Consider the following 19,946-nt stretch of genomic DNA (forward strand, 5'->3'; position numbering starts at 1 on the left):
GGTTTTCGGCGCGCTAACCGTCGCTGCGCGAACGAAAGCGCGCCGAAATCGCAGCTAGAGGGCGACGCTGGCGGCCGAGTCCAGCATCTCGGTGATCTTCTCCGCGACCGCGGCCGCGGTGGGGTGCTCCCACAGCAGCGTCGGGGGCAGCGTGAGGCCCGTCTGCTTCTCCAACTGACGCCGCAGCCGCACCGTCATGATCGAGTCGACACCGAGTTCCACCAGCGGCAGGTCGGGGTCGACATCGCCCTCGGACAGTCCGAGCTGGGCGGCCACCGCAGCCAGCACCTGGCCGGCCAGCCACTCCGGATCCACCTCACCCGATGCCATAGGTGCCGAGCCCTCGTCGGCGGGTTCATCGTCGCTGGGCGCCACATCGGCCAGGATCGGCACCGCGGCGGCGGCGGGTAGCAACGGCAACACCACGACGTTCGGATCGTCATCACGCATCGCGAGATCAAGCGCACGCATCGCGTCATCGGCTCCCACGGTGCCCATGCCGAGCGCCTCGAGTTGTGCGGCGACGAACTCCGACGCCGAGCCCATACCGAGGCCGCGCCACGCCGTCCACGCCACCGCGGTGGTCCGGTCACCCAGGCTGCGCCGATGGCGCGCCATCACGTCGAGGAACGAGTTCGCGCACGCGTAGGCGCCCTGGCCCGGGAATCCGGCGAGATAGCCGCACGACGAGAACAACACCATCCAGTCGAGTTGCTCCGGCGGGAAGACCTCGTGCAGTGCCAGCGTGCCGTGCACCTTCGGGTGCATCGCCGCGGCGAAGTCCTCCGGCTTCGTATTCGACAGCAGCGCACCGGCTTCCACACCGGCCGCGTGGATGACACCACGCACCGGCGGAAGGTGTGCCAGCACCACGCGCAGCGCGTCGGCGGCACCGGGCGCACCGATGTCGACGGCGGCGGCCGTCACGGTGACACCGCGATCCTCGAGCGCGCAGACCGCGCGGACCGCGTCGGACTGACCCGCCTCGCTCCAGGACGCCCGATCCGGTAGCCCCGATCGCGATAGGAGCACCAGGCGTCGGGCGCCGAGGTCGGCGAGGCGCTGCGCCATGCGCAGGCCGAGCACGCCGGTACCGCCGGTGATGAGGTAGGTGCCCGCCGGGGAGCACGCCATCGGGGACGCCGATCCGGGCCCCGTCGGGGCCAGCCGCGCCACTAGGGCGGCACCGTCCCGGATCACGACAACACCGTGACCGTGCAGTGAGATCGCGCCGAGCGGCAGGCGTCCGTCAGCCACGTCGATGACGCCGCCCCAGTGTTGGGGCTGTTCCGCGGCGGCCACCCGGGCCAGGCCCCACAGCGGCGCGTGAGCGAGGTTGGCGCCCTCGTACACGCCGGTGGTGAGGACCCACAACCGGGCGTTCAACCCCGACTCCTGCACCAGGGTCAACGTGCGCATGACCAGATCGACAGACGCCTCCGGCGCATCGTCCTGCCGCGGAAGCACCAACACCACCGCGGTGGGGCCGAGTTCCTCTGAGAGAACGTTGAACTCGGTGATCGACGCGATCTCTGCGGGATCCTCCACCGCTCGGTAGGGCACGCCCGCGGCTGCCAGGTCGCGTACCGCGCCGTCCAGTCCGTGGGCGTCGCCACCGACGAGTACGACGCCGCTGGGGCGGTCGTCCGCACGCCAGGCAACCGGCTGCCAGTCCACGTGGTGGAGCATTCCGGCCGCGTCGTTCAGCGAACGCTCCCGGCCCGGACTGTCGAGTTCCTCGAACGCCATCCCCGATATCGACACCAGTACCGAGCCCGACTCGTCGGCGATCGACACATCGGTGGTCGTGGTGCCGGGTCGACGCCTGACGTGCAGCGTCGCGACGGCGGGCGGCGCACCGTGCACGTGCACTCGCTCAATGCGAGCGGGCATCCGAAGCCGCGGCGGTCCGTCGAAGATCGTCGACGCGGCCGATGTCGCGGCGTCAATGAGCGACGCCCACGTGCTCGGGGCCGATCCGTCGGCCTCCGCCGCAACGACACCCAGCAACTCGTCGGCACCGCGACGCAGATCCCGCACATCCCAGCCGAAGCCCATCGCCGCGACGCCGAGGGTGGCGAGCGTGTCAATGACGTGGCGCGGCGGCAGCTGCTCGGTGCAGCGCTGCCTGGCGGACTCGAGATCCACCTGGGTGTCCAGGAGTTCGTCGATATCGTCCTGCACGGCCACCACTGCGCGGCTGTGGGTCAACCACCCACCGTCGTGCGAGTCATCGAGTTCGACAAGCCGCGATGCCAGCGTCAGCTCCCTGTCCTGCAGCACGACCTGGAGATCGCGGGCGCGTCCCGGCGGGACAGGGGTTCGCAACTGGACGTCGGCCAGCCCGATACCGGTGCACTCACGGCCAGCACCGAGTTCGCCGCCGCGTGCCGCGGTGAGGAATGTGTTGAGAAGTACTGCGGCGGGGACGATCTCGGTGCCCTGCACGGGATGGTCACCCGGGTAGGGGCGGGTGTCGAGGTCCAGCCTGGTCTGCCACATCCGGGTCGACACGGCACCGGTGACCTCGGTCCGGCCGCCGAGCAGGGTGTGACTGTCGGTGTCGTGGACGCCGCGACCGCCGGGCGGCGGGGTCGGGGTGCGCCAGAAGTGGCGATGCTGCCACTGCGTGCCGGGCAGATCGCCGGCCCAGGGGTCCTCGGCGGTCACTCCGTGCGCGACGGTGGCGCCGTGGCAGTACAGCCATGCGACCGACGTCGCGACGGCCCGAACCTCCGGGGTGTCACGGCGAAGCACTGGCACGGCTGCGTGCTCGTCGATCCCGAGGCCCAACAGTGTCTCGACGATCGAGTGCGACACAACAGGATGCGCGGACACCTCGAGGAAGAGCCGGTGCCCGTCCTCGGCTGCGGCGGTGACGGCCTCGGCGAAGCGCACGCGCCCCCGCAGGTTGGCGACCCAATAGTCGGGATCGCGCGGCGCGGTGGAGCGCGGATCGTCCAGTGCCGTCGAGTACAGCGGGATGCACGCGGGCCGCGACGGTGCGAGCCCGCCGACCAGCCGCGCGAGATCGCCGGTGAGTGCATCCATCGCGGGGCTGTGGAACGCCACGTCGGTGTTGACCCGCCGCACCACGACGCCTTCAGCGGCCCACGACTCGCACACTGCCTCGACGGCGTGGGTCAGCCCCGAGATGACGGTCGACTCCGTCGAGGCGCTGATGGCCGCGACGACATCGGTGCGACCGGTCAATCGGCGCTCCGCCTCCGCGAACGGCAGGCGGACCAGTGCCATGGCGCCATCGCCGGCGACCGAGCGGAATCCGCGGGCCCGATAGCACGCCACCGCGGCACCCTGGCGTAGGTCGAAAACGCCTGACACCACACACGCCGCGACCTCCCCCACGGAGTGGCCGATCACCGCGCCCGGCGTGACGCCGCGGTCCCGCAGCACGGCGGCAAGCCCGACCTGCATCGCGAACGTCAGCGCCTGGACCCGGTCGGTGCCGCCCAGTTCGCCGGAGGTCAATGCCTGGCGAGCCGAGAAGCCGAGTTCGGCACCGAATACCTCGTCCACCTCGTCGATGACACGGGCGAACGCCGGTTCGGACTCGATGAGCTCGCGGCCCATGCCGACCCAGTGCGAGCCATGACCGGAGAAGACCCAGACCGCGTCGCGGGCCCGGCCGGATGGCGCTGTGCCGGTGACGAGATTTGTGGTGGACTCGCCGCGAGCCAGCGCGTCCAGGCCCGCGATCAGATGGTGTGGATGCCTGGCCACGACGGCGGCGCGGACAGGCTCGTGGGTCCGTCTCGTCCACATCGTCGCCGCGACCTGCTCGGCGGGCACGTCCGCTGCCCTGAGGTGGTCGGCCAGCGCCTCGGCCTGACGAGCCAGCCTCGTCTCCGAGCGCCCTGACAGGGGGATGACAACGGGCACGGGCTGCACCGCGGGCCCGGGCTGCGTAGCGACGGGAGCCTCCTCCAGCAGCACGTGCGCGATGGTGCCGCCGTATCCGTAGCTGCACACTGCCGCCCGCCGGGGCACCGCACCGCGCACCCACGGTTCGACCTCGGTCGGAACACGTAGGCCGCTGTTCGCCCAGTCCACCGCGGGAGTCAGCGCTTTCAGTCCGGCGGTCGGCGGAATCGCCTCGTGATGCAGGGTGAGCACGGTCTTGATGAGCCCGATGACGCCCGCGCCACCCTCGAGGTGGCCGACGTTGGGCTTGACGGAGCCGATGCGGCACGGCTGATCGGCCGGGCGTCCAGCGCCGTACACCGCGGCCAGCGCACCCACCTCGGTGGGATCGCCTGTGGGCGTGCCGGTTCCGTGAGCCTCGATATAGCCGACGCTGACCGGGTCGATAGCCGACATGCTGCAGGCGCGTCGGAACATGTCGGCCTGGGCATCGCCGTTGGGCGACATGATGCCGACCGTGCGGCCGTCCTGCGCGATCGCTCCCCCGCGCACGACCGCCAGCACGTGGTCGCCGTCGCGCTGGGCGTCGGAGAGTCGCTTGAGCACCACAACGCCCACGCCCTCACCCCGGCCGTAGCCGTCGGCGGCCGTGTCGAAGGTCTTGCACCGGCCGTCGGACGCGGTGGCACCGGCCTCGTCCAGCACGCGAACCAGGCCCGGACCGATCAGCGCGCTGACACCGCCGGCGAGCGCCAGCGACGTCTCGCCCGCGCGAAGCATCTGGCAGGCCTGGTGCACGGCGACCAGCGACGCCGCGCACGCGGCATCGAGCGCGACGCTGGGGCCACGCAGGTCGAGCAGGTGTGACACGCGGTTGGCGATACCGCACAGCGAGGTGCCGATCCCGGTCCACGCCTCGATGCCGGGCAGATCCTCCATGATCAACTTGCCGTAGTCATCGGAGTTGACGCCCATCAGCACGGCAGTGTCGCTGCCCGCCAACGCCTTCGGTGACACGCCCGCGTTCTCGAGCGCTTCCCAACTCACCTCAAGTGCGATGCGCTGCTGCGGGTCCATCAGCTCTGCCTCGCGCGGCGACACCCCGAAGAACTCGGCGTCGAAACCGGGCAGATCGTCAAGGAAGGTGCCCCAGCGCGTGGTCTCACGCAGCACCGCGGCGTTGCGCGGGTCGCGGCGAAGGTACGGCTCCCACCGTTCCTCGGGGACCTCCCGCACGTCGCTGCGCCCCTCCAGCAGGAATGTCCAGAAGTCAGCAGGGGTGGCGATGCTGCCCGCGACGCGGCAGCCAAGGCCGATGACGGCGATGGGTTCGGGGGCTGAGGTTTCGGGCGCCATGTCAGCAGGTTTCCGACGACACGAAAGTCTGGATAGCCTTGCCTAAGTGCGCTGGCGACATGCGGACAATACTGACATACCGACCCTGCCGGTTGGCCCCCACCCGCGCGAAGAGTGCACAGAAGGGGAAGTTTGCCTGTCGGCGCCCATGACGTGCGGTTTCACCGTTGCCGGGTTGTCACACCAGCGGTTGCCCCCCAGCGCGTGGGCCCCCACGGTGTTAGCTCACTCACACGCCGGACCCCACGGGCCCGGGCCAACGCCCTCGTCAGGCGAGCAGGTCGCGCACGACGGCGTCGGCGAGCAGTCGACCTCGGTCACTCAGCACCAGGGCATCGTCGCGGCGCAGGAGAAGGCCGTCGCCGCGCATCGTTTCGGCTCGGGCCAGTTCATCGGCGTCGAGGAGTCCCACCGCGAGGCCGTCACGCAGCCTGGCCCGCAGCATCACGGCCTCGACGTGCATATCGGTGTCATCGAGCACCTCGGAGTCGGCAACGGGCAGCCTGCCGGCGGCGAGCTCGCTCGCATAGGCGTTGGGGTGCTTGACATTCCACCACCGCGTGCCGTCGACGTAGCCGTGCGCACCTGGGCCCGCACCCCACCATTCGCCACCCTGCCAGTAGCCGAGGTTGTGCTGACACTCCCCGCCCGGCCGACTCCAGTTCGACACCTCATACCAGTGCAAACCGGCGTCGGACAGTCGCGCGTCGAGCAGTTCGTAGCGGCCGGCCAGTACGTCGTCGTCGGGTGCCGCGATCTCACCGCGCCGGACCCGGCGGGCAAGGGCCGTGCCGTCCTCCACGATCAGCGAGTAGGCGGACACGTGGTCCACCCCGGCCCCGATCGCGGCGTCGATGGAGGCCCGCAGATCGTCGTCGGTCTCGCCGGGTGTGCCGTAGATGAGATCGAGGTTGACGTGCTCGAACCCCGCGGCACGGGCCTCGATGGCCGCTGCGGGCGCGCGGCCCGGCGAGTGCACCCGATCCAGCGCAGCGAGCACGTGCGGCGCCGTCGACTGCATCCCCAGCGAGATCCTGGTGAACCCCGCGGCGCGCAACTCGGCGAAGAACTCCGGTGAGGTGGACTCCGGGTTGGACTCGGTGGTGACCTCAGCGTCGGGTTCGAGATCGAAGTGCTCGGTGACCGCTGCCAGCACCGCAGCCAGGCCCTTTCCGCCGAGCATCGACGGCGTGCCGCCACCGACGAACACCGTCCGCAGGGACCGGCGATCACCGAGGCGCCGGGCGGCCAGCTCCAGCTCGATACGCAGAGCGGCCAGCCAACCGTCGGGGTTGGCGCCGCCCAGCTCCGACGGCGTGTAGGTGTTGAAGTCGCAGTACCCGCACCGGGTAGCACAGAACGGCACGTGGACGTACATGCCGAACGGACGGGAACTCATCCTGTCAGTGTCGCAGAACCGGTTGCACTCACCGTGATCGCAAAGCTGGCCCAGTTAGGGCACACGAGGCCGGTCGTGGCAGAATAGGCACCGTGTCTGCCGCCCTGAGTCCACGCCGCGTATCGCTCGTGGCACGGCGGCACGTTGACTTCAAGCGCGTTTGCACCTGTATCTGTCTGCTTTGACGTCGTAGACCTGCCCACCTGTACTTCCAGCTGGCCGCCGGATCTGCGCCGCCGGAACAGCCACCGGTGGACGCTTGTGATCTGAAACGCCGGCTCCTCGCAAGATAGGGGCCCACCCCATGACCACAGCTGAATCCAAATCCGCGGATACATCCGCCGCGGCCAAGCCCGCCAAAGCCCCCAAGGTCGAAGGCCAGTGGGCGCTTGGACACCGCGAGCCGCTCAACGCCAACGAGCAGGCCAAGAAGGATGACAACCCGCTCAACGTGCGGGAACGCATCGAGAACATCTACGCCCCCGGCGGCTTCGAGTCCATCGACAAGGGCGACCTGCGTGGCCGTTTCCGCTGGTGGGGTCTCTACACACAGCGCAAGCCCGGCTACGACGGCACCTGGACCGGTGATGACAACACCGACATGCTCGAGGACGAGTACTTCATGCTGCGGGTCCGTAGCGACGGCGGTGCGCTGACCGCGGCCGCGCTGCGCACCCTCGGCGGGATCTCGACTGAGTTCGCCCGCGACACCGCCGACATCTCCGACCGCCAGAACGTCCAGTACCACTGGATCCGCGTCGAGGACATGCCCGAGATCTGGAACCGGCTCGACGCTGTCGGCCTGCAGACCACCGAGGCCTGCGGCGACTGCCCGCGCGTCGTGTTGGGCTCGCCGCTGGCCGGCGAGTCGCTCGACGAGGTCATCGACGGCACCCCGGCGGTCAACGAGATCGTCAAGCGCTACATCGGCAAGCCCGAGTACTCCAACCTCCCGCGCAAGTTCAAGACCGCGATCTCGGGCCTGCAGGACGTGGTGCACGAGATCAACGACGTCGCATTCATCGGCGTTGTGCACCCGGAGCACGGGCCCGGCTTCGACCTGTGGGTCGGCGGCGGCCTGTCCACCAACCCGATGCTGGGCCAGCGCCTCGGCGCGTGGGTGCCGATCGACGAGGTGCCCGATGTGTGGGAGGCCGTGGTCAGCGCGTTCCGCGACTACGGCTACCGCAGGCTGCGCGCCAAGGCCCGGCTGAAGTTCCTGATCAAGGACTGGGGTGTCGAGAAGTTCAGGGAAGTTCTCGAGACCGAATACCTGAAGCGCCCCATGATCGACGGCCCCGCACCCGACCCGGTGACACGTCCGATCGATCACGTCGGCGTGCAGAAGATCAAGAATGGGCTCAACGCCGTCGGCGTGGCTCCCATCGCCGGCCGAGTCTCGGGCACGATCCTGAGCAAGGTCGCCGACCTCGCCGAATCGGTTGGCTCCGACCGGATCCGGTTCACCCCGTATCAGAAGCTCATCATCCTCGACGTGCCCGATGACAAGGTCGAGGAACTGCGCACCGGCCTCGACGCACTCGGTCTGCCGTCGCAGCCATCGCACTGGCGGCGCAACCTGATGGCCTGCACCGGCATCGAGTTCTGCAAGTTGTCGTTCGCCGAGACCCGCAAGCGCAGCCAGACGCTGGTTCCGGAACTCGAGCAGCGACTCGAGGACCTCAACGCCCAACTCGACGTCCCGGTGACCGTCAACATCAACGGCTGCCCGAACTCGTGCGCACGCATCCAGGTCGCCGATATCGGCTTCAAGGGCCAGATGGTCGACGACGGCGACGGCCCGGTCGAGGGTTTCCAGGTCCACCTCGGCGGCAGCCTCGGCCTGGACAGCGGTTTCGGGCGCAAACTGCGCCAGCACAAGGTGCCGGGCACCGAAGTCGCCGACTACATCGAGCGGGTCGTTCGCAACTTCGTGAAACAACGCGAGGACGGCGAGCGTTTCGCTACGTGGGCAGTGCGTGCTGACGAGGCGGACCTCCGATGAGCGCTTGCGCGAAGAGCATCAGTTCGATGAGCCGCTTGCGCGAAGAGCAGATTGAGGTAACAGATGACTGACTTGCGATCTGAAGAAGACCTGATCGAGCTGGCCGAGCGCGGCGCGGCAGAACTGGTGGACGCGTCCGCCGAGGAGCTGCTGCGCTGGACCGACGAGCACTTCGGCGGGCAGTACGTCGTGGCGTCCAACATGCAGGACGCGGTCCTGGTCGACCTGGCTGCCAAGGTGCGCCCGGGTGTCGATGTCCTGTTCCTGGACACCGGCTACCACTTCGTCGAGACGATCGGCACACGGGACGCCGTCGAGGCGGTGTACGACATCAACGTCGTCAACGTGACCGCCGAGAACAGCGTCGCGCAGCAGGACGAGTTGCACGGCAAGGATCTCTTCGCCCGCGACGCCGCGTCGTGCTGCCGGATGCGCAAGGTCGAGCCGCTGGGCAAGGCACTGTCGGGTTACACGGCGTGGGTGACGGGCATTCGCCGCGTCGAGGCACCGACCCGCGCCAACGCGCCATTGATCAGCTTCGACCATGCGTTCGGCTTGGTGAAGATCAACCCGATCGCGCCGTGGTCGGACGAGGACATGCAGGCCTACATCGACGACAACGACGTGTTGGTCAATCCCCTTGTCTACGAGGGCTACCCGTCGATCGGTTGCGCCCCCTGCACCGCCAAGCCCGAAGAGGGCGCCGACCCGCGCAGCGGCCGGTGGGCCGGGCAGGCCAAGACGGAATGCGGTCTACACGCCTCGTGAGCGTCTTGATCCTCGCGGCCCACGGCAGCGCTGATCCCCGATCGGCCACCGTGACGCACGCGCTGGCCGGTCGGATCAGGCGGCTGCGGCCGTGGCTGGATGTCCGCGCGGCGTTCCTCGATCACTCCGAGCCCAACCTGACCGACGTGCTCGCCGACATCGCGGAACGCGACCACTCCGCTGTGGTGGTGCCAATGCTGCTGGCCAGCGCATACCACGCGCGCGTCGACATTCCGGCCATGATCGAAGCATCCGGCGCGGCGGTACGCCAGGCCGACGTCCTTGGCGAGGACCCGGCTCTGCTCGCCGTGCTCGGGCAGCGTCTGGCCGAGCATGGCGTGGCCCCGAGTGACCCTGACCTGGGGATTATCGTCGTCGCGGTGGGCTCCTCCAGTGAAGCCGCCAACGCCCGCACCGCCACCGTCGCGCCCGCGCTGAGGTCGGGTACGGGCTGGGCTGGGGTCGAAGTGGCGTTCGCGACCGGACCGCACGCCGACGACCTGACCGAGGTCGCCGACCGCCTGCGGCGTCGGGGTGCGCGCCGCATTGTCATCGCCCCCTGGTTTCTCGCCCACGGTCGCATCACGGATCGCGTCGCGAAATCGGTGGCTAGCGTGGGCGCTTCGATGACCGCGCCGCTTGGCTCCCACAATCTCGTCGCCGCGGCATTGCTGGATCGGTTCGACGAAACTCAGTCCGCCTACGTCGCGGCCTGACGCACCTGCCACGAACACTTGGCCTCGGCGGCTCACCCGCCTGGATTAACGGCGACGAGGTCCAACCTGCGGCTCGAGCCCGTCAGATTCGCGAATTCGCCGTCTGAGCTTTGCAACGAAGTTTGCTCTGGTGTGCCACAATATTGACGTTACCGTTGTACGCCAACGACTCGCAGAGCAGTGGTTGGTTCCAATTCGGGGATGAGATTGGAAAACAGCATGAATTCAGGTCGTTTTGCCCGTCGACTGGCGTTGGTCGCCGGCGGGGGCGCGATCATCGCGATGGGCGCGCTGACCGCTGGCTGCGGTACCAGCGAAGAGCCGAGCCCGTCGACCACGACCACGACGACCACGTCCTCGGTTGCACCTTCTCCGACGGAGAAGAACATCACTCCCGGCGGCGGAAACAGCTTCTCGCCCACGGTTGTGGCGCCGCCTGCTGCGACGCAGGCTCCCGGCAACCACCGCTCGGACGGAAGCCACCGCGGCTGACAGTCAACCGCGCCTCCTGCAGATGGCACTGAATTCGCCACTCTGCGGGAGGCGCGTTCGGCACAGGTCGGCGATCATTGATGGGTAGGCGCAGGATCTTTCGCCAGCTGCTCGGATGTTGGTTGACGGTGTCACTTGCCGCCGCGACTGTGCTCGTTGCCGCTAAGGACGCTGATCCGGTGTCATCGGACGCCACAGCGATCGGTGGCCCCTATGCGCGCCTACTCGCCAGCTCCACCGATCTGGGGCCCTCCACCCGCGATAGCGCTCAGCTGACTGTCGCCCTTCGTGATTCGGCGCGCCCTCTGGCGTTGATCCGGTGGGCCGAGGCCGAGAGCCTCGATGTGCGCTGGTACGACGGCGAGGACTGGGCCATCGTCGGGGGTAGCCCGGCTCAGCTCGCCGACGCCTTCGACGTCCCGGTGCACGACTACCGAGGCATGCAAGGTCAGGTGTTCTACGCCTCGGCCAAACAGGCGGCGGTGCCACAGGCGATACGTGGCACGGTGAGCGACCTCGGGCGCATCCTCGGCTTCACCCCGCACCGCGAAGCACGTCCATGGATGCTTCCACTCGACGTCCCGAACCACGGCTTGTCGCCGAACCACGTGTTGACGGCCTACAACGCGAATCGTCTTGCGGCGGAGGGATTCACCGGCAAGGGGCAGACCATTGCGATCTATGCGTTCCACGGTTTCGACCAGACCGATCTCGACGATTTCGCCACCGGATCCGGGTTGCCGCCGCTGAAGCCCATCGTGTTCGGCGGCATGCCAGACGACACCAACGGCGCTGAGACCGTGATGGATCTTGAGGTGGTGCACGCCATCGCACCCGACGCGCAGAAGGTCGTCGTCAACGCGCGGCCCACTCTCGAGGGCGGCCGCACGTACGAGCGCATCGCCGAGATGTTCGACTCGGTCGATCGCCAGTTCCCCGGCGCCATATGGAGTTTGTCGATCGGCTGGGGGTGCGACGCACTGATCACTGCCACCGACCTACGACCCGTGCAGTCCGCACTACAGCGCGCGCACGCGCATGGGACGACGGCCTTCGACGCAAGCGGGGACACCGCCGGGCTCGAATGCAAGGGCGGCCCGAACTGGTCATCCCCGCCGGGACCGGATGACATCGGACTTGACGCCGTCGCATCGTTGCCCGGTATGACCTCGGTCGGCGGCACCACACTGTCGACCGACGACAGTGGCGAATGGCAGTCGGAGCAAGCCTGGTTCGACTCACCGCTGTCCCAGGGCTCCAGCGGGGGCGTGTCAAAGCTGTTCCCCCGCCCGATCTGGCAGGAGCATGTGTTCTCCAAGCGCGACCCCGACTTCGAGAGTCGATTGACACCCGACGTCGCCGCGGTGGCCGATCCGTTCACCGGTATGCGGATCCGGTACGACCAGCAGGACTTCGTCGGTGCGGGCACGTCTCAGGCCGCGCCCATCTGGGCGGGGCTGACCGCAATCATGAATCAGTACCTCCTTGCCAACGGCGGACGAGCACTCGGCGATATCAACCCCTTGCTCTACCGGGTGGCGGCCGGCGCGAATCGTCCTGGCTTCCGTGACGTCAGCCTCGGCGCGAGTGCGGTCGATGTCGCGACTCCCGGCTACGACCTGGTCACCGGACTCGGCAGCCCCAATGTGGACGGCCTGGTGCACGACTTCCTCGACATTCAACGCGGGGCGGCGCCGCGATGACCGCTGAGCTGCCGTCCGATGAGTGGGAGTCGTTGCCCACCATGCCCTGTCGTGCGTGCGGGCGAGACGTTCCCGCCGGCGCGTTCTGCGGTGAGTGCGGCGCCGCGCTGTCCCCTCAGCCTGGTGATGGACCCGTGTGGTTGCGGATCCGGGTCTACGCCGCGGCACCGGACGAGCACCTGGTGCGCCCATCGATCACAACCTCGGTCTTTCCACAGCTGCCACGCCGTTCTCGAACGGCTTTCCGGGTGGGCCTTATCCTGCTGGTCGTCCTCCTGACCGTCTTCGCCGCGCTGCGGTTGGAGCCGGCCCTGATCGGGATCAGCGCGCTCGGGTTGCCGCTCTTGTTCGGTGTCTATCTTTGGGAGACCGACGCATTCGATGACGTGTCCATCCGCTCCCTGGTGATCAGCGCAGCCCTCGGCATCGGGTTGGGCATCGGCTGGGCGGTCGTCACCGACGCCATCTGGGCACGAACCTACGACGACGTGCTCGGCACACCGATGACACCGGTGCAGGCGCTCATCAACCTGGTGGTTCTGCCCATCGCCGGTGTCCTGCTCATGCTCCTTCCGGTGGCCGTCGTGCGGTTGTGGCACACCGGAGCACGGGAGTCGCTGGACGGGTTCTCCATCGGTGCGCTCGGGGCCCTGTGCTTCACCGCCGCGGGCGTCCTCACGTACGGTGCACCGGAGTTCGCGAACGGGCTTGTGGCCAAGGACTATCCACTGGACGCGCTGTTCTCGCTGGCCGCGATCCGGGGTGTGGCCGCACCCCTGACGGCGGCGGCCATCGGCGGCATGGTGGGTGCAGCGCTCTGGTTCAGGCCGCGAACGAATCCCGAGGCCGTGCGGCACTGGTACTCGCTGACCTCTCCCGTACCAGCCATCACCATCGCCCTGCTCGCGTACATCGCGCAGAACGCGATCGACTTCGCCTGGATCTCGTACGGCCTGATTGTGGCTCTCTACGCCGCGATCGCGGTGCTCTCCGTCGTCGCGCTTCGGGCGGTTCTGCACTCCGCCCTGCTCGGTGAGGCCTCCGCTGACACCAACCCCACCCAGCCGGTGCTGTGCCCGCAGTGCGACCACGTGGTGCCTGATCGGGCCTTCTGCGTCAACTGCGGGATCGCCGCGAACGCGGCATCGCGATCGTCTCGGCGGGCACGACGGACCGACCGCCCGGTGTCGGCCGACCAGTCACAGGACGGCCCATGAGCGCGCCAACGGCTGCCGCCCCGCCGCCACAGTGGCCTGGACAGTCGGTCCCGGGCGGATCGTATCTAGCCCCACCACCGCGCCATACGTCACTGGGGCGCCTGCTGTTGATGCAGGGCACCGCCGCGGCTGTCGTGGTGGCGGCGACGATCGGCCTGTCGCTTCTGGTCACGCCCGCCCCGGCGGACTACGCGTGTCCCCCCGACTGCGGACGGCCTCCCATCGGCCAACCCGTCGCGACCAATCCCCGGTTCACATCCGCCGATGGCGCGTTCTCGGTCTCCTACCCTGGGCCCACGACGGCGTACGAGGCCACCCTCGAGCCCAACGGCGTGGTCTTGGACCTGCAGGCCGGAGACGGCGGGACGCTGCACCTGTTCGGTGAGCCCGCACTGGGCCGGAAGCCGCGCCAGATCGCCAATGACCTGATCGACGAGCACTTCCCGGACTCGACCATCGCCTACGAGATACCGAACGCGCAGGTCGGCTATCAACCGGGATACGGCGCCGTCGTGGATGTGTACAAGCCCAATTCGACCGGCGGTTCCGCCCGGCTGCGGGTCCTGATCATGGTCGCTGTGAAGCACGACCTAGCGCTGATCGCCGAAGGCGCGGGGCCCTATCACGAATTCACTCCGGACTTCGGTTCCGGGCACCCGTCCGGCGCCAACTTCTTTCTCGCGCTGGACATGAGCAAGTACGTCAACAGCTTCATGTGGCGCGGGGACCCGCCGCGCTGACGCAATCAGGCCTTGGTCAGCGTCTCGACCTCGTGATCCACCGCAGCCGCGGCGGCGCCGGGAATCGGCGGTACCCGGGTGGCGCGCACGTACACCGTGTCGCCCTCCTTGAGTCCCAAGGCCTCGGCGTCACCGCGGGTGATCTGGGCGGTGAACGGCGTGTGGTCGGCGGAGTTCGTCAGCTCGACACGAACCTCGAAGCCCAGCACCACGATTCGGTCGATGACGGCTCGGATCACACCCGTGGCCGCGATGCTGCCCTCGGCCTGTGCGATCGCCATATCGGGATTGCGGCCGACGCGAATGTCGTGGGGCCGCACCAGGGTGCCGTTGAGTGAGGACACCGCGCCGAGGAAGGACATCACGAAGGCGCTCTGCGGGCTGTCGTACACGTCGGTGGGAGAGCCCACCTGCTCGATGCGCCCCTTGTTGAGCACCGCGATGCGGTCAGCTACATCGAGGGCCTCTGCCTGGTCGTGCGTGACGAGCACCGTCGTCACGTGCACCTCGTCGTGCAGCCGACGCAGCCAAGCGCGCAGGTCCTCGCGCACCTTGGCGTCGAGCGCACCGAAGGGCTCGTCGAGCAGCAGCACCTGCGGGTCGACGGCGAGCGCGCGAGCCAGGGCCATCCGCTGCCGCTGACCGCCGGACAGCTGATTGGGGTATCTGGTCTGAAAACCCGAGAGACCGACGATCTCGAGGAGGTTGTCGACCCGCTCCTTGACCTCGGCCTTCGGCTTCTTGCGGATCTTGAGCCCGAAGGCGACGTTATCGCGCACCGTCAGGTGTTTGAACGCCGCGTAGTGCTGGAACACGAAGCCGATGCCGCGTCGCTGGGGCGGCACATTGGTGACGTCCTCGCCCTTGATGGTGATCACGCCGCTGTCGGGCTGATCGAGCCCCGCAATGGCGCGCAGGAGCGTCGACTTACCCGAACCGCTGGGACCCAGAAGTGCGGTCAGCGATCCCTCCGGCACGTCGAAGTCGATGTTGTCCAGGGCCACGAAATCGCCGTAGCGCTTGTTGGCGCCGCGCACCGTGATCGCGTTCTTCGGCTGCTCGCCCCGCGAGCGCTCATCGAGTGTCATGTCATCGGGTCCTTGTCGATCGAAGGCCTATTTTGCCGCGCGGGCGCGGCGGGCGTCGAGAATCACCTGTGCAACGAGCACGAAGACGGCGACACCCATGAGCAGCGTTGAGATGGCGTATGCGCCGTACTCCTGGCCGCGGTTGTAGCGGTCGGCGACCAGCAGGGTGAGCGTCTGCGAGGTGCCAGGCAGGTTCGACGACACCATGATCACCGCGCCGAACTCCCCGAGCGTGCGTGCGATGGTCAGCACGATGCCGTAGGTCAGACCCCATCGAATGGACGGCAGCGTGATCTTCCAGAAGGTCTGCCACCACGACGCGCCCAGTGTCGATGCCGCCTCCTCCTGGTCGGTGCCGAGCTCGTGCAGCACGGGCTCGACCTCCCGGATGACGAAGGGCACGGTGACGAAGATCGACGCGAGCACGATGCCGGGCAGGCCGAAGATGATCTTGAAACCGAGGTCGTTCTCCACGAACCCCAGCACGCCGGCAGAGCCCCACAGCAGGATCAGTGCGACGCCGACCACCACGGGTGACACCGCGAACGGCAGGTCGATAACGGCCTGCAGCGCACTCTTGCCGCGAAACCTGTTGCGGGCCAGTACGAGTGCGGTCGGAATGCCGAAGATCACGTTGAGCGGGACGACAATCGCCACCACCAACAGGGACAACTGCAACGCCGAGATGGCGGCCGGGGTGGTGATGGACGCGATGAACTCACCGACGCCCGGTTCCAGGGTGCGCCACAGGATCAACCCGACCGGCACGATGACGAGGATCAGAATGTAGCCGAGTGCGGTGTAGCGCAGCAGGTTGCGAACCAGTGGCGACAGGTTCATTGCGCCAGCTCCTCGCGCTTGGCGGCCCGGGATCCGACCGCCCGAAGGACGAACAGCACGACGAATGAGATCGCCAGCAGCACGATCGAGATGGCTGCGGCGCCGGTGCGGTCGTCGTTCTCGATCAGGGTCCGAATCCACTGCGAGGAGACCTCGGTCTCGCCGGGAACGGCACCACCGATGAGCACAACGGAGCCGAACTCGCCGATCGCGCGCGAGAACGCCAGGCCCGCACCGGACAGTAGCGAGGGCAGCAGCGCCGGAAGGATGATCTTGGTGAAGATCGTCACGTTGTTGGCGCCCAGCGACGCCGCGGCTTCCTCCACCTCGTGGTCGAGCTCGAGCAGCACGGGTTGCACCGAGCGCACCACGAACGGCAGCGTGACGAACAGGAGCGCGATGCCCACGCCCCACTGAGTGTGCTGAAAGTGAAGTCCCACCGGGCTGTTCGGTCCGTATAGGGCCAGCATCACCAGGCTGGCGACAATCGTCGGCAGCGCGAACGGCAGGTCGATGACCGCGTCAACCAGTCGCTTACCCGGGAAGTCGTCACGCGTCAGCACCCACGCAACGATCAGACCGAACACGACGTTGATCACCGTGACACCGATCGAGATCGTCAGCGTGACGCGGAACGACTGCAGTGCCGCGGGCGATGACACCGCACTCCAGAACGCATTCCAACCGCCGCCCGCCGACTGCCAGAGGATCGCCGCCAACGGAAGCAGCACGATCACCGACAGCCACAGGGTCGCGGCACCCACACGCAGTCCCGTGGTTCCGTGTGCCGCGCCGAATACCCGCCGCCCCCGGGGAGATCCGCCCGAGGCACCGCTTCCGGTGACCTCGGGACGGACCGCCTCGGGATTCGGGTCGACGGCTGTGGTCATCCAGTCGCCTGCTTGTAGATCTTTGTGATCGTGCCGTTGTCCTTGTCGAACAGTGCGGGATCGACCTCAGTCCAGCCGCCCAGGTCGGCGATTGTCCACAGCTTCTCCGGTGCCGGGAACTGCGCGGCGAACTGCTCGGCCACCGCGGGGTTGACCGGCCGGAACCCGGCCTCTGCCCACAGCTTCTGTCCCTCGTCGGTGTAGAGGAAGTTCTTCAGTGCGTTGGCCTTCTCGACGTGTGCGCTGCTGGTGACGACCGCGACGGGGTTCTCGATCTTGAACGTCTGCGGCGGGTTGAGGTAGTCGAAGTCGCGGCCCTGGCGCTGGGAGTTGATGGCCTCGTTCTCGTAAGCGAGGAGGACGTCGCCACTGCCCTGCAAGAACACATCGGTGGCCTCACGGCCGGAGCCCGGTCGCAGCTTGACGTGCTCGGTGACGAGCTTGTTCACGAAGTCAAGGCCGGCCTGCGGGTCCTGGCCCCCGTTGCTCTTGACGGCGTAGGGCGCCAGCAGGTTCCACTTCGCCGAACCCGAACTCAGTGGGCTGGGTGTGATCACCTCGACGCCCGGCTTGAGCAGGTCGTCCCAGTCCTTGATGCCCTTGGGGTTGCCCTTACGGACCATGAACGACACGACGGATCCGAACGGGATGCCCTTGGTGGCATCCGCGTTCCAGTCCTTTGCCACCTTGTCGGCCTTGACCAGTCTCGTGACGTCGGGATCGACCGAGAAGTTGACGATATCGGCGGGCTTGCCGTCGACGACGCCGCGGGACTGGTCACCGGACGCGCCGTAGGAGGTCGTCACGGCGACGCCCTTGCCCTCCGGGGTGGCGGCGAACGCCGGGATGATCTTGCTCCAACCGGGTTCCGGGACCGCGTAGGCCACCAGGGTCAGCGTCGTGTCGGCCTTGCTCGCTCCGTCACCACCGGCGACGTCGCTGGCTCCGCCGCCGCATGCCGCGAGCAGAGTGGCGGTGAGCACGATGGCACCGGCCGACAGCCAGGACTTCCTGCTGTGGAGCGACTTCTTGCTGTGGGACATGGGGGCCTTTCGAGAGGTGAGGGAAAGTATTACCCCGTCACAACGGAAAGGTGATCGATCAGCTCCCGGGCACCATGGCCACACGACTGACGCCAAACCGCGAACGGGCTGGGGTCAGCGACAACAGAGAACGGCTGCAACAACGGGAGAGCCCACGCCAACGAGAGCCACGATGTGGCTCTCGGCGCTGCGGGACGCTGCGTGCATGGCGCGAAGAATAACAGAGGTGTTCGACGAACATGAGACGAGCGAGCCCGATAGTCCGATCAGCGGGTGAACAGCCACATGACGATGACCAGGACCACCAACAGGATCAGGATCAGTGTGACGCGCGAACGGGGCATGCCGGTCACCCCTCGTCCTCGCCGGTGTGCCCGGCGCGTCGCAACAAACGGATGCCATTGCCGAGCGCCCCGTCGAGCACCACCGCGATCCCGTAGGCGAGAAGCAGGACCACGGGCATCACCACCGCGGTCTGCGCGACGAATCCGAGGCCCGACAGCCACAGTTCCACGCCGTCCCACCAATTCAGAATGCCGCTCATCCTCACCACCATACGATCAACGCCATGGCGGACCCCGGCAAGGCTCCTCTCGATGCGACGACGTGCCTGGTCGCGGGCGGTGGTCCGGCAGGGATGATGCTGGGTCTGCTGCTGGCCCGGGCCGGGGTCGACGTCACTGTGATGGAGAAGCACGCCGACTTCCTGCGTGACTTCCGCGGTGACACCGTGCACGCCAGCACGCTGCGCCTGTTGGACGAGTTGGGTCTCGGCGACGAGTTCGCCGCCCTTCCGCACCGGATGATCAACAGTGTCAACGCGACCATCCAGGACACCACGGTGAAGGTGGACCTGACCCGGTTGCCCGGCCCCCACAAGCACATCGCCCTGGTCCCCCAGTGGGACTTCCTGGAGCTGCTGGCCAGCGCGGCGCAGGAAGAGCCCACCTTCCGCCTGATGCGCAGCACCGAGGTTCTCGGTCCGGTGCGGTCGGGGGGCCGCGTCACCGGGGTGCGCTACCGAGGCGCCGACGGCGCGGAGGCCCAGATGCGGGCCGATTTGACCGTCGGCTGCGACGGGCGGTCCTCGACCCTGCGCGCGGCCGCCGGGCTCGCGACCCGCAGTTTCGGCGCCCCGATGGACGTGTGGTGGTTCCGCCTGCCGCGTTATGCCGGCGACCCGCACGGTCTCAACGGCGTCTTTCGGTCCGGACACGGGTGCGCGCTGATCGACCGCGGCGACTACTTCCAGATCGCCTACCTGATCCGCAAGGGCGCCGACGCGTCAATGCGTGCCGAGGGGATCGAGTCACTGCGACGCCAGTTGTGCGAACTGGTGCCCTGGCTCGCCGACCGTATCGACGCGCTGGGGTCCTTCGACGACGTGAAACTCCTCGACGTGCAACTCGACCGGCTGCGCCGCTGGTACACCGACGGGCTGCTCTTCATCGGCGACGCGGCGCATGCCATGTCGCCGATCGGCGGAGTGGGCATCAACCTGGCCGTCGCCGACGCGGTGGCCGCAGGCCGGATCCTCGCCGATCCGCTTCGCCGACGGTCTGTCACCACAAAAGACCTGGCCAGGGTGCAGGTCAGACGATGGCTGCCCGCGGCCATCATTCAGCGGGTGCAGCGCACAGTGCAGGACCGTGCCATAGCGGTGGCGATCGGCACCGACGGCGGTTTTCGGACCGCACCTCGGGCGGTGCGCCTGGTCAACAGATTCCCCGCGTTGGGGGCTGTGGCTGCGTACGGCGTGGCCATCGGTCCGCTGCCGGAGCACGCACCGGCCTACGCCCGGCGCTGA

The 19,946-nt window shown here is 68.0% G+C and carries 15 protein-coding genes; 8 read left to right on the forward strand and 7 right to left on the reverse strand.

Annotation, left to right across the window (positions count from 1 at the left end; genetic code table 11):
- Positions 1–54: 54 nt before the first annotated feature.
- Positions 55–5,238: a type I polyketide synthase gene (locus ACZY0X_RS27340; RefSeq protein ID WP_463774889.1), complete on the reverse strand. Its 5,184-nt coding sequence runs from the start codon at positions 5,236–5,238 to the stop codon at positions 55–57.
- 268 nt (positions 5,239–5,506) lie between these two features.
- On the reverse strand, positions 5,507–6,637 hold the full coding sequence (hemW, locus tag ACZY0X_RS27345) for a radical SAM family heme chaperone HemW (RefSeq protein ID WP_463774891.1): 1,131 nt from the start codon (positions 6,635–6,637) through the stop codon (positions 5,507–5,509).
- Between the two features lie 304 nt (positions 6,638–6,941).
- On the opposite strand from hemW, the gene ACZY0X_RS27350 reads away from it, so the two are divergent.
- From ACZY0X_RS27350 to ACZY0X_RS27380, 7 genes are all read left to right on the forward strand, one after another.
- Positions 6,942–8,642 (forward strand): nitrite/sulfite reductase, encoded by a 1,701-nt coding sequence (locus ACZY0X_RS27350; protein WP_463774893.1) that lies wholly within the window; start codon positions 6,942–6,944, stop codon positions 8,640–8,642.
- A 63-nt stretch (positions 8,643–8,705) separates the two neighbouring features.
- Positions 8,706–9,410, forward strand: a complete 705-nt coding sequence (locus tag ACZY0X_RS27355; protein WP_241404475.1) for a phosphoadenylyl-sulfate reductase — start codon at positions 8,706–8,708, stop codon at positions 9,408–9,410.
- Positions 9,407–10,126, forward strand: coding sequence for a sirohydrochlorin chelatase (locus ACZY0X_RS27360; protein ID WP_463774895.1), 720 nt, complete (start codon positions 9,407–9,409; stop codon positions 10,124–10,126). The genes ACZY0X_RS27355 and ACZY0X_RS27360 overlap by 4 nt, the downstream gene beginning before the upstream one ends.
- A 219-nt stretch (positions 10,127–10,345) precedes the next feature.
- Complete coding sequence (locus tag ACZY0X_RS27365; RefSeq protein WP_463774897.1) at positions 10,346–10,618, forward strand: hypothetical protein; 273 nt, start codon at positions 10,346–10,348, stop codon at positions 10,616–10,618.
- A gap of 80 nt (positions 10,619–10,698) precedes the next feature.
- The gene (locus tag ACZY0X_RS27370) at positions 10,699–12,321 is read left to right on the forward strand and encodes a S53 family peptidase (protein ID WP_463774898.1); all 1,623 of its coding nucleotides are present in this window, start codon (positions 10,699–10,701) and stop codon (positions 12,319–12,321) included.
- Complete coding sequence (locus tag ACZY0X_RS27375; protein WP_463774899.1) at positions 12,318–13,538, forward strand: zinc ribbon domain-containing protein; 1,221 nt, start codon at positions 12,318–12,320, stop codon at positions 13,536–13,538. The genes ACZY0X_RS27370 and ACZY0X_RS27375 overlap by 4 nt, the downstream gene beginning before the upstream one ends.
- On the forward strand, positions 13,535–14,278 hold the full coding sequence (locus ACZY0X_RS27380; RefSeq protein ID WP_463774901.1) for a hypothetical protein: 744 nt from the start codon (positions 13,535–13,537) through the stop codon (positions 14,276–14,278). The genes ACZY0X_RS27375 and ACZY0X_RS27380 overlap by 4 nt, the downstream gene beginning before the upstream one ends.
- Positions 14,279–14,283: 5 nt before the next feature.
- Here the strand turns inward: ACZY0X_RS27380 and ACZY0X_RS27385 are convergent, their stop codons facing one another.
- From ACZY0X_RS27385 to ACZY0X_RS27405, 5 genes are all read right to left on the reverse strand, one after another.
- Positions 14,284–15,366, reverse strand: coding sequence for a sulfate/molybdate ABC transporter ATP-binding protein (locus ACZY0X_RS27385; protein WP_463774903.1), 1,083 nt, complete (start codon positions 15,364–15,366; stop codon positions 14,284–14,286).
- 27 nt (positions 15,367–15,393) lie between these two features.
- Positions 15,394–16,206, reverse strand: coding sequence for a sulfate ABC transporter permease subunit CysW (gene cysW, locus ACZY0X_RS27390; RefSeq protein WP_241404456.1), 813 nt, complete (start codon positions 16,204–16,206; stop codon positions 15,394–15,396).
- Positions 16,203–17,096 (reverse strand): sulfate ABC transporter permease subunit CysT, encoded by an 894-nt coding sequence (gene cysT / locus ACZY0X_RS27395; RefSeq protein ID WP_463774905.1) that lies wholly within the window; start codon positions 17,094–17,096, stop codon positions 16,203–16,205. The genes cysW and cysT overlap by 4 nt, the downstream gene beginning before the upstream one ends.
- On the reverse strand, positions 17,093–18,139 hold the full coding sequence (locus tag ACZY0X_RS27400; RefSeq protein WP_463774906.1) for a sulfate ABC transporter substrate-binding protein: 1,047 nt from the start codon (positions 18,137–18,139) through the stop codon (positions 17,093–17,095). The genes cysT and ACZY0X_RS27400 overlap by 4 nt, the downstream gene beginning before the upstream one ends.
- A 349-nt stretch (positions 18,140–18,488) precedes the next feature.
- Positions 18,489–18,683 (reverse strand): hypothetical protein, encoded by a 195-nt coding sequence (locus ACZY0X_RS27405; RefSeq protein WP_463774907.1) that lies wholly within the window; start codon positions 18,681–18,683, stop codon positions 18,489–18,491.
- Between the two features lie 24 nt (positions 18,684–18,707).
- Between ACZY0X_RS27405 and ACZY0X_RS27410 the strand changes: the two genes are divergently transcribed.
- Positions 18,708–19,946 (forward strand): FAD-dependent oxidoreductase, encoded by a 1,239-nt coding sequence (locus ACZY0X_RS27410; protein ID WP_463774908.1) that lies wholly within the window; start codon positions 18,708–18,710, stop codon positions 19,944–19,946.

The organism is Mycobacterium sp. IDUB_39 (assembly GCF_055419205.1).

Excerpts from the sequence above, each read along its gene's own strand:
- ACZY0X_RS27350 (WP_463774893.1), top strand. The coding sequence starts at position 6,942 with ATGACCACAGCTGAATCCAAATCCGCGGATACATCCGCCGCGGCCAAG.
- hemW (WP_463774891.1), bottom strand. The coding sequence starts at position 6,637 with ATGAGTTCCCGTCCGTTCGGCATGTACGTCCACGTGCCGTTCTGTGCT.
- ACZY0X_RS27365 (WP_463774897.1), top strand. The coding sequence starts at position 10,346 with ATGAATTCAGGTCGTTTTGCCCGTCGACTGGCGTTGGTCGCCGGCGGG.
- ACZY0X_RS27385 (WP_463774903.1), bottom strand. The coding sequence starts at position 15,366 with ATGACACTCGATGAGCGCTCGCGGGGCGAGCAGCCGAAGAACGCGATC.
- ACZY0X_RS27380 (WP_463774901.1), top strand. The coding sequence starts at position 13,535 with ATGAGCGCGCCAACGGCTGCCGCCCCGCCGCCACAGTGGCCTGGACAG.
- ACZY0X_RS27410 (WP_463774908.1), top strand. The coding sequence starts at position 18,708 with ATGGCGGACCCCGGCAAGGCTCCTCTCGATGCGACGACGTGCCTGGTC.
- ACZY0X_RS27340 (WP_463774889.1), bottom strand. The coding sequence starts at position 5,238 with ATGGCGCCCGAAACCTCAGCCCCCGAACCCATCGCCGTCATCGGCCTT.
- cysT (WP_463774905.1), bottom strand. The coding sequence starts at position 17,096 with ATGACCACAGCCGTCGACCCGAATCCCGAGGCGGTCCGTCCCGAGGTC.
- ACZY0X_RS27375 (WP_463774899.1), top strand. The coding sequence starts at position 12,318 with ATGACCGCTGAGCTGCCGTCCGATGAGTGGGAGTCGTTGCCCACCATG.
- ACZY0X_RS27400 (WP_463774906.1), bottom strand. The coding sequence starts at position 18,139 with ATGTCCCACAGCAAGAAGTCGCTCCACAGCAGGAAGTCCTGGCTGTCG.
- ACZY0X_RS27355 (WP_241404475.1), top strand. The coding sequence starts at position 8,706 with ATGACTGACTTGCGATCTGAAGAAGACCTGATCGAGCTGGCCGAGCGC.
- ACZY0X_RS27370 (WP_463774898.1), top strand. The coding sequence starts at position 10,699 with ATGGGTAGGCGCAGGATCTTTCGCCAGCTGCTCGGATGTTGGTTGACG.
- cysW (WP_241404456.1), bottom strand. The coding sequence starts at position 16,206 with ATGAACCTGTCGCCACTGGTTCGCAACCTGCTGCGCTACACCGCACTC.
- ACZY0X_RS27405 (WP_463774907.1), bottom strand. The coding sequence starts at position 18,683 with ATGAGCGGCATTCTGAATTGGTGGGACGGCGTGGAACTGTGGCTGTCG.